This window comes from uncultured Xanthomonas sp. (assembly GCF_964278005.1).
Taxonomy (GTDB): Bacteria; Pseudomonadota; Gammaproteobacteria; order Xanthomonadales; family Xanthomonadaceae; genus Xanthomonas_A; species Xanthomonas_A sontii.
The window spans coordinates 57,456-66,352 of sequence record NZ_CAXYKF010000003.1 but is presented as its reverse complement, the minus strand read 5'-3'; the positions used below and the strand labels follow the sequence as shown (position 1 = coordinate 66,352).

The 8,897-nt window shown below is 68.8% G+C and carries 7 protein-coding genes; 2 read left to right on the top strand and 5 right to left on the bottom strand.

The genetic code is table 11. The features are described 5' to 3' along the window. Positions 1-357 precede the first annotated feature (357 nt). From fdxA to ACHWVH_RS01785, 5 genes are all read right to left on the bottom strand, one after another. Complete coding sequence (fdxA, locus tag ACHWVH_RS01805; protein WP_017913166.1) at positions 358-681, bottom strand: ferredoxin FdxA; 324 nt, start codon at positions 679-681, stop codon at positions 358-360. A gap of 98 nt (positions 682-779) precedes the next feature. Further along, positions 780-1,679, bottom strand: a complete 900-nt coding sequence (locus tag ACHWVH_RS01800) for a 2-dehydro-3-deoxygalactonokinase (RefSeq protein WP_394686550.1) — start codon at positions 1,677-1,679, stop codon at positions 780-782. Further along, positions 1,676-2,593 carry an SMP-30/gluconolactonase/LRE family protein gene (locus ACHWVH_RS01795; RefSeq protein ID WP_394686551.1) on the bottom strand — a complete coding sequence of 306 codons (918 nt, stop codon included), beginning with the start codon at positions 2,591-2,593 and terminating at the stop codon, positions 1,676-1,678. Before ACHWVH_RS01795 ends, ACHWVH_RS01800 begins: the two co-directional genes overlap by 4 nt. A 10-nt stretch (positions 2,594-2,603) precedes the next feature. Further along, complete coding sequence (dgoD, locus tag ACHWVH_RS01790; protein WP_017913163.1) at positions 2,604-3,755, bottom strand: galactonate dehydratase; 1,152 nt, start codon at positions 3,753-3,755, stop codon at positions 2,604-2,606. Next, the gene (locus ACHWVH_RS01785; protein WP_041500105.1) at positions 3,752-4,372 is read right to left on the bottom strand and encodes a 2-dehydro-3-deoxy-6-phosphogalactonate aldolase; all 621 of its coding nucleotides are present in this window, start codon (positions 4,370-4,372) and stop codon (positions 3,752-3,754) included. The genes dgoD and ACHWVH_RS01785 overlap by 4 nt, the downstream gene beginning before the upstream one ends. Positions 4,373-4,655: 283 nt before the next feature. Here ACHWVH_RS01785 and ACHWVH_RS01780 point away from each other — a divergent pair, with 283 nt between their 5' ends. Both ACHWVH_RS01780 and ACHWVH_RS01775 read left to right on the top strand, forming a co-directional pair. Beyond that, on the top strand, positions 4,656-5,618 hold the full coding sequence (locus ACHWVH_RS01780; RefSeq protein WP_017913161.1) for a LysR substrate-binding domain-containing protein: 963 nt from the start codon (positions 4,656-4,658) through the stop codon (positions 5,616-5,618). A 288-nt stretch (positions 5,619-5,906) separates the two neighbouring features. Beyond that, the gene (locus ACHWVH_RS01775) at positions 5,907-8,843 is read left to right on the top strand and encodes a TonB-dependent receptor (RefSeq protein WP_394686549.1); all 2,937 of its coding nucleotides are present in this window, start codon (positions 5,907-5,909) and stop codon (positions 8,841-8,843) included. Positions 8,844-8,897 lie beyond the last annotated feature (54 nt).

Below are 8,897 nucleotides of genomic sequence, written 5' to 3'. Positions count from 1 at the left end.
GCCGTTGCCGTTGCTCCGGCTTTTGACTTGCCGGGTTCCCTTCCGAAGCGGCGGCCGGCCCGGGGAAAAACCCCGAAGGGGCGGCGCACATGGATGTGCGCCGTTCGCGGCAGGGGCAGGATGCCCCTTCCGCGAATCCCCGGGCTGGACGCGGACCCGGAGCGCGTTAGCGCGCAGGGCGCGAGGCAGGGTGTGCTTTCTTTTGGTTACTTTTATTTGCACAAGCAAAGAAAAGTGACTCGCCGCAAGGCGAAAGCTCTCGCTGTCGCTTGAGATTTGTAAATCAAACGCGAAGAACCTGGAAGTCAACTGTCCTACAGGTGCGAGCGCGGGATTCACGCAGCACGATGAGTGCAGTTACTTCTGCAGCAGCGGCAGCTTGTTCGGCTTGCCGTCCCACTCGGCGGCGTCGGGCAGCGGTTCCTGGCGCGTGGTCAGCACCGGCCAGGCCTTGGCCAGTTCCGCGTTGAGTGCGACGAAGCTTTCCTGGCCGGCCGGCACGTCGTCTTCGGGGTAGATGGCGTTGGCCGGGCATTCCGGCTCGCACAGCGTGCAGTCGATGCACTCGTCCGGATCGATCACCAGGAAGTTCGGGCCGGCGTGGAAGCAATCCACGGGGCACACTTCCACGCAGTCGGTGTATTTGCACTTGATGCAGTTTTCGGTGACGACGAAAGGCATGGCGGGATCCGGCGATTAACCCGGTAATTCTAATGCAAAGCGGCCGCCGCCGCCGTGTGTGCGGGCCAGCGGGGCAGAAGGCGGGCGGCGCGCGCGGCTCAGCCGGCCAGGCCGCCGTGCTGCTGTGCCAGCCGATACAGGCCGCGCGCGGCCAGATCCTCGGGGTGGGTGCGCACGCGGCTGCCGAGCGCGGCCAGCGCATGTGCGTAGCGCGCCAGCAGGCCGCTGCCGCCGACCAGGTGCACCACCGGCGGCAAGACGGGGTGCGCGCGCAGTTCGTGGCCGATCAGCAGGCCGGACAGGTAGGACGGTGCCGCGGCGGCGCTCAGGCGTTCGAACAGGCCCAGGCTGCGTACGCCGAACAGATGGTGCAGCACCCCGCCGGGGTCGCCGCTGCGCTGCACGCCGGCGTCGAACGCGGCCGCATCGAAGACGCCGTCGTCGGCGTCCATCAGCCGCGCCAGCAGGCTGTGCGTGCGCAGCAGTGCGTACAGTTCGCCGGTCATCATCGTCGCCAGCGAGGCGATGCGCCCGTCCTGCAGGGTCACCCACTTGCTGTGGGTGCCGGGCAGGCAGACGTGGTGGATCTCGGTCGTCTGCGGTTCCTGCGCGAGCAACGCGAGCAGGCCGATCAGTTGGGTCTCCTCGCCGCGCATCACGTCCGGCACGGCGTCGGCGTCGCTGGCCACGCCGGGCACGAACCACAGCGTGCGGCCGGGCAGGGCCGGATCCTGTAGCGGCTGCATCGCCGCGGCCAGGGCGGCGGCGTCGGCCGGGCAGGGCGCGTACGGCAGTTCGATCCAGCCGTTGCGGCTACCGATCATCCCGCACAGGACGACGTCGCCGTCCCAGCCGTCGATCAGGGCGGCCAGGGTTGCGGCGAAGCGGCCCTGGCACGCGGCGATGCCCTGGTCGCTGCGGCGCTGGTCGAGAATGCCGCCGTCGGCGTCGAGCCGATAGCCGCGCAGGCTGCTGGTTCCCCAATCGACGACGATCATGCGCTGGCGATGCGTCCTTCGGGCAGGCCGGCGATGCCGACCGCGGCCACGTACACGCCGCCGGCCTGCGGCGTGCGTGCCAGTTCGTCCTCGCTGTGATCCTGCCGCGAGGTGCTCAGGTACAACGTGCCGCCATCGGCGCCGCCCAGGGCGGGGCAGGTGGGATGCTTGACCGGCAGGGCGACGCGGCGCTCGACGCTGCCGTCGGGGCGGTAGCGCACCACCTGCCAGGCGCGCCATTGCGCGTTCCACAGGTGGCCTTCGGCGTCGACGATGGCGCCGTCCGGCTCGGCGCCGGCATGGTCCAGCTCGGCGAACACGCGGCTGTTGGCGGTGTGCGCGGTATCCGGGTCGTAGTCGCAGCACAGGATGCGCGGCTGCACCGAGTCGCAGTAGTACAGGGTGCGGCCGTCGGCGCTGAAGCAGATCGCGTTGGGAATGGCCACGCCCGGCAACGGCAGGCGGCGCAGGCCGTGGCGCGCCGACCACTGGTAGAAGCTGCCGACCGGCGCCTGGTCCTCGCGCTCGCTCATGGTGCCGAACACGAAGTTGCCGTGGCGGTCGGCGCGGCCGTCGTTGCTGCGGGTGTCGTCGCGCTCCGGTTCCACGTCCGCCAGGTGCTGCAGCGGCAACGCGCCGTCGGTCTCGGCGGCGGCATCCGGATCGGCCGCGTACACGCCCTTGGCCAGCGCCAGCAGCAGGCGGCCGTCGTCGAACAGGCCCAGGCAGCCGGGACGATCGGGCAGGTCCCAATGGCGGCTGACGTTGCTGGACGGATCGTGGCGCCACAGGCGGCGGCCGCTGATGTCGACCCAGAACAGCACGCCGCGGCGTTCGCACCACAGCATGCCTTCGCCATGCGCGCAGCGGCTGTCCACCGCCAGCGTGGCGGTGTGGCGGGGCGGAGTGGACACGCTCATCGGCTCACCACTCGGCGATGCTGCCGTCGGCGTGACGCCAGATGGGGTTGTGCCAGTCGGGTGGGTTGGCGTTGGCATGGCGCAGGCGCTCCTCGTCGATTTCCACGCCGAGGCCCGGTTTGGGCAATGCGGCGATGCTGCCGCCATTGTCGCAGGCGAAGTCGTCCTTGTTGAGCACGTAGTCGAGCAGGTCGGCGCCTTCGTTGTAGTGGATGCCGATGCTCTGTTCCTGCAGCACCGCGTTGTGCGAGACGAAATCCACCTGCAGGCAGGCGGCCAGCGCCACCGGGCCGAGCGGGCAGTGCGGCGCCAGGCCGACCTCGTAGGCCTCGGCCATGCTGGCGATCTTCAGGCATTCGGTGATGCCGCCGGCGTGCGAGAGATCCGGCTGCAGCAGCGACAGGCCGCCGGCCTGCAGCACCGGCTTGAAGTCGAAGCGCGAGAACATGCGCTCGCCGGCCGCCAGCGGGATCGGCGTGGACGCGGCCAGCCGCGGGTAGTACTCGGCCTGCTCGGGCAGCACCGGCTCCTCGACGAACAGCGGCTTGAACGGCTCCAGTTCGCGCAGCAGCACGCGCGCCATCGGCGCGGCGACGCGGCCGTGGAAGTCGATGCCGAAGTCGATGGCGGTGCCGAACGCCTCGCGGATCTGCGCCACCTTGGCCACCGCCGCATCCACCGCGCGCGGGCCGTCGATCAGCTTCATTTCCTCGGTGCCGTTGAACTTGAAGGTGTCGAAGCCGAGGTCGCGGTAACCCTGGATCTGCGCGATGGTCGCCGCCGGGCGGTCGCCGCCGACCCAGCGGTAGGTCTTCATGCGGTCGCGCACGCGCCCGCCGAGCAGTTCGTACACCGGCACGCCCAGCGCCTTGCCCTTGATGTCCCACAGCGCCTGGTCGATGCCGGCGATGGCGCTCATCAGGATCGGGCCGCCGCGGTAGAAGCCGCCGCGGTAGAGCATCTGCCAGATGTCGTTGATCCGTGCCGGATCCTTGCCGATCAGGCTGTCGCCGAGTTCGCGCACCGCGGCCTCGACGCTGCGCGCGCGGCCTTCGATGACCGGCTCGCCCCAGCCGGTGATGCCCTCGTCGGTCTCGATCTTCAGGAACAGCCAGCGCGGCGCGGCGTGGTAGGTGGTGAGGCGGACGATCTTCATGCGCGGTCCAGATAGGCGTGGCGGAAGGCGGCGGCATGCGCCTGGGTCTGTGCGAGCGACTGGCCGGGGCGGTACAGCTCGCCGCCGATGCCGGCGCCGATCGCGCCCGCGCCGAGGTAGTCGTGCAGGGTCTCGGTGTTGACGCCGCCGACCACGAACAGCGGCACCTGCGCCGGCAGCACCGCGCGCAGGGCGCGCACGTGGCCGGGGCCGTAGGTGGCGGCGGGGAACAGCTTGAGCATCTGCGCGCCGGCATCCAGCGCGTCGAATGCCTCGGTGGCGGTGGCGAAGCCGGCCACCACCTGCAGGCCGCGCGCCACCGCGTGGCGGATCACCGGCGGGCGCGTGTTGGGGGTGACGATGAAGCGTGCGCCCAGATCGGCCAGGGCGTCGACGTCGCCGATCTGCAGCACGGTGCCGCCGCCGATCCAGCAGCGCTGCCCGAACGCCTGCGCGGCCGGGCCGATGCTATCGGCCCAGCGCGGCGAGTTGAGCGGGATCTCGATCGCGTCGTAGCCGGCATCGGCCAGCGCCCCGACGTGCGCCAGCGCGTCCTCGGGGGTGAGACCGCGCAGGATCGCGATCAGCGGGAGTCGGAACGGGGAAGCGGCGGACATCGGAATACCTGGCGGAAACGACGGTGACGGAAGCGCCGGGCCAGTGCGGCGCAGCGGCGGGACCGGACGGCGGGGCCGCTGCAGTCCGCGCCATGCGTCGGCGCGCTGGCTCCACCCGACAGCCTCCGCTGCCGGCGGGCCGGTGCCCGACGACGACGGCGCCAGCGGGGGCGCGATGGGCCGTAGCCTGCGCGCGTGAGCTATGCTCTGCAAATGAAATTTTAGGCATATTCTATTCCGCCGCCGAATACGCGGCTCCGCTCCCCCAGGACGCCTGCCCACGATGAATGCCTCTGCCAATCCCTGGTTCAATGCCGCGCGCCTGAAGACCCGGCATCTGTTGCTGCTGCTGCAGTTGCACGAGCATCGCTCGGTGCTGCGCGCGGCCGAGGCGGCCAGCATGACCCAGCCGGCGGCGTCCAAGCTGCTGGCGGAAATGGAGGACCTGCTGGGGGTGAAGCTGTTCGAGCGCCACGCGCGCGGGGTCGAGCCGACCTGGTACGGGCAGGTGCTGATCCGCCGCGCGCGTGCGGCGATGTCGGAGATCGGCCGCGCCCAGGAAGAGATCGCGGCGCTGTGCGAGGGGCGCATGGGCCAGGTCTCGATCGGCACCGTGGTCAATCCGGGCACCAACCTGGTGCCGCAGGCCATCGCCGAGGTCAAGCGCGAGTTTCCCGGCATCCTGGTGCGGGTGGAGATGGACTACAGCCGGCCGCTGGTGGCCAAGCTGCTCGATGGTCAGCTCGACATCGTGATCGGGCGCATCCTCGGGCCCTATGGTGCCGAGGCGCTGGAGTTCGAGCCGCTGGCCGACGAGCCGCACTCGGTGATCGCCCGCGCCGGCCACCCGCTGTCCACCCGCGCCGACCTGCGCCATGCCGACCTGGCCCGCTACGGCTGGGTGCTGCCGCCGGCCGACAGCGTGCTGCGCGCGCGCCTGGACGCGATGTTTTTGGAGCATGCGGTGCCGGCGCCGCAGAACGTCATCGAGACCTCGTCGCTGCCGGTGATGACCAGCCTGCTGCGCGGCAGCGACCTGCTGGCCGCGCTGCCGGCCGAGGCGGTGGCGCCGTATGTGCAGGCCAAGCTGCTGACCGTGTTGCCGATCACGCTGGGCGTGCGCATGGAATCGTTCGGCATCGTGCGCCGCCGCGACTATCTGTTGCCGCCTGGCGCCGAACGCGTGTTGCTGGCGTTGCGCAATGCGGCCAAGCGGCTGTATCCCGAGCGGGCGGCGAGCGTTTGAATGTCGTCGCAGGCGCTGCCATGTCGCAGACGGACGATTTCGTAGACATGCCGTGGTGCGCATCCCGCTAGTCGGGAATCGCATAGCTTGACGGGAATTTTTCATTTGTTTCACGCCAAGTGCATTCCTAGTCTCGGCCGATCGCGGTAGCGACCGACCTGCCACTCTGCGCAGCGGCGCCATCCGATACGGCAGCGGCTGAGACCGGCGCCGTCACAACTCGCAGGACGGCGCCCTGGTGCGACCGTCGCCCGTGTCTGTGTGCATGTCTCCTGGGAGGGAAACCGCATGGCATCGCAGCATTCTTGTGGTCCGGCTCTGCCGACCGCAGCGTCACGTCGTCCCCGTGTTTTGCCGCGTTCGCTCATCGTGCTGAGCATCGGCCTGCTGCTCAGCGCACAGGCACTGGCGCAGGAGGCGGAGTCTGCGAGCGCACCGCCTGCCGCGCGCAAGAAGGGCGACCCGGTGACCCAGCTCGATGCGGTCGAGGTCAAGGGCGTGCGCGGCAGCCTGATCAAGTCGCAGTCGATCAAGCACGATGCCGAGCAGATCGTCGATTCGGTCAGCGCCGAGGACATCGGTGCATTGCCGGACCGCAGCGTCACCGAGACCCTGCAGCGGGTCAGCGGCGTGACCATCGATCACTTCATGGCGCGCAACGACCCGGACCACTTCTCGGCCGAAGGCAGTGGGGTGATGATCCGTGGCATGACCCAGGTGCGCGGCGAACTCAACGGCCGCGACAGCTTCAGCGCCGCCAGCGGACGCGGGCTCAGCTTCGAGGACGTGCCGGCCGAACTGATGGCCGGCGTGGACGTTTACAAGAACCCCTCGGCGGAGATCATCGAAGGCGGCCTCGGCGGCACGGTCAACCTGCGCACGCGCATGCCGTTCGACCAGCCGGGCCGGGTCATCGGCTTCACCGCCGACGTCAACTACGGCGACCTGAGCAAGACCTACAAGCCGTCGGGCTCGTTCCTGTTCAGCGATCGCTGGAACACCGGCCTGGGCGAAATGGGCTTCATGCTCGATGTGGCGCACTCGGAACTGGCCACGCGCAGCGACGGCATCCAGGTGGAACCGTTCGTGCGCCGCACCGATCCCGCGTTGCTGGCCGGCACCAGCTTCGACAAGGTCTACGTGCCCGGTGGCGTCAACTGGCGGCAGCTGGAGTTCGAACGCAAGCGCAAGGGCGTGGCGGCCGCCTTCCAGTGGCGGCCCAGCGACGCCACCGACCTCTACGTGCAATACCTGCGCTCGTCCTACGACATGAACTGGCAGGAGCGCGCGGCGTTCTTCAACGACGACACCAACGCCATCGCGCCGGCACCCGGCACCACCTTCACCTACGACGACGCAGGCCGTTTCGTCAGCGGGTCGCCGGCGTCCAGTTCCTGGCGCGGCAACGTCACCGGCAACGACGGCGTGCGCTTCTACACCGACAACCGCTACGCCCGGCAGAGCACCACCACCTCCGATCTGTCCGGCGGCTTCACCCATCGTTTGACCGACCGGCTGACCGTGCGCGGCGACATGCAACTGGTGCAGTCGCAGAGCGACACCCTGGATTTCACCCTGTTCAGCTCGATCTATCTGCCGGGCCTGACCTTCGACCTCAGCGGCACGTATCCCGCAGTGACCCTGGCCGACCCGAGCTACACCGCCGACCCCTCCAATTACTTCTGGAGCGCGGCGATGGATCATCTGGCGAAGAACCGCGGCCGCGAACTGGCCACGCGCTTCGACCTGGAGTACAGCTACGACGACAACCCGTGGCTGCGCACCTTCCGTGCCGGCATCCGCGCCACCGACCGCACCCAGACCAACAAGAATTCCGGCTACAACTGGGGCGTGATCAGCGACAACTGGGCGACCATTCCCGGCACCGCCACCGGCCTGGCCGACCTGGCCAGCTACATGACCGCGTCCTCGTCGCTGTATTCCTTTTCGAACCTGCTGCGCGGCAAGGTGCGCGTGCCCAACAACCTGTATTTCCCGCGCAACAGCGCGGTCAAGGACTACGCCGGCACCTCGGCGCTGATCGAGCAGATCGTCGCACTGCGCGGTTATGGCTGGGCGCCGGACCAGTATCAGTTGCAGGACACCAACCGCCAGTTCGAACGCACCCAGGCCGCGTACATGGTGATGTACTTCGGCAACGACACCGCGCTGGGCGTGCCGGTGGACGGCAACATCGGCGTGCGGGTGGTGCAGACCAGGACCGAGGCCTCGGGCTACGGCCAGTATCCGGACCTGTCCGCCACCTCGGCCTCGGATGCGCTCAAGGCCCAGTACTACGGACAGTACTTCCCGAACGACGCGCGCGGCAGCTACACCGACGTGCTGCCGAGCCTGAACCTGCGCTTCAAGTTCTCCGATGCGCTGCAGTTACGCCTTGCCGCGTCCAAGGCGATGGCGCGGCCGGACTACACCCAGTTGCAGCCGTATCTGCTGCTCACCGCCACCGTCAACGACGACGGCTCGCTGAAGGACTGGACCGGCTCCGCCGGCAACCCCAACCTCAAGCCGATGAAGGCCGACCAGTACGACGCCGCGCTGGAGTGGTACTTCGACAGCAGCGACATGATGTACGTGACGCTGTTCTACAAGAGCGTCAAGGACTACTTCTCCAACCAGACCGTCACCGAGAACTACGGCGGCCAGGATTTCCTGGTGACGCGTCCGTACAACATGGACAAGGGCCGCATCCGCGGCTTCGAGTACGGTTACACCCAGTTCTTCGATTCGCTGCCGGGCTGGATGAGCGGCTTCGGCGTCAATGCCAACTTCACCTTCGTCGACAGCAGCGGCGGCGTGAACACGGCCACCGATCCCTACACCAAGACCACCGTGACCGGCGTGGCGCTGCCGCTGGAAGGCCTGTCGCGGCGCAGCTACAACCTCGCCGGCATCTACGAGAAGGGTCCGCTGTCGGTGCGCCTGGCTTACAACTGGCGTTCGCGCTATCTGCTGACCGCCAGCGACGTGTCGACCAAGCTGCCCACCTGGTCGGACGACTACGGCCAGCTCGACGGCTCGGTGTTCTACCGGTTCACGCCGCACCTGCAACTGGGCATCCAGGCCAACAACATCACCAACGCGGAGACCAAGGTGCTGATGGGGCCGACCTCCTACAGCGGTGGCGAGGTCGACCGGCATCTGTACACGCGCAGCTGGTTCGTCAACGATCGTCGCTACTCGCTGGTGCTGCGCGCCAATTGGTAGGCGCGCAGCCGTCTCCGGCGCGCGGTCCGCCTGCGGCGAGGCGGGTGGCTGCCG

What these genes read in the sequence shown, in the direction of transcription:
- fdxA (WP_017913166.1), bottom strand. Translation starts at nt 681, where the DNA reads ATGCCTTTCGTCGTCACCGAAAACTGCATCAAGTGCAAATACACCGAC.
- ACHWVH_RS01800 (WP_394686550.1), bottom strand. Translation starts at nt 1,679, where the DNA reads ATGATCGTCGTCGATTGGGGAACCAGCAGCCTGCGCGGCTATCGGCTC.
- dgoD (WP_017913163.1), bottom strand. Translation starts at nt 3,755, where the DNA reads ATGAAGATCGTCCGCCTCACCACCTACCACGCCGCGCCGCGCTGGCTG.
- ACHWVH_RS01785 (WP_041500105.1), bottom strand. Translation starts at nt 4,372, where the DNA reads ATGTCCGCCGCTTCCCCGTTCCGACTCCCGCTGATCGCGATCCTGCGC.
- ACHWVH_RS01780 (WP_017913161.1), top strand. Translation starts at nt 4,656, where the DNA reads ATGAATGCCTCTGCCAATCCCTGGTTCAATGCCGCGCGCCTGAAGACC.
- ACHWVH_RS01775 (WP_394686549.1), top strand. Translation starts at nt 5,907, where the DNA reads ATGGCATCGCAGCATTCTTGTGGTCCGGCTCTGCCGACCGCAGCGTCA.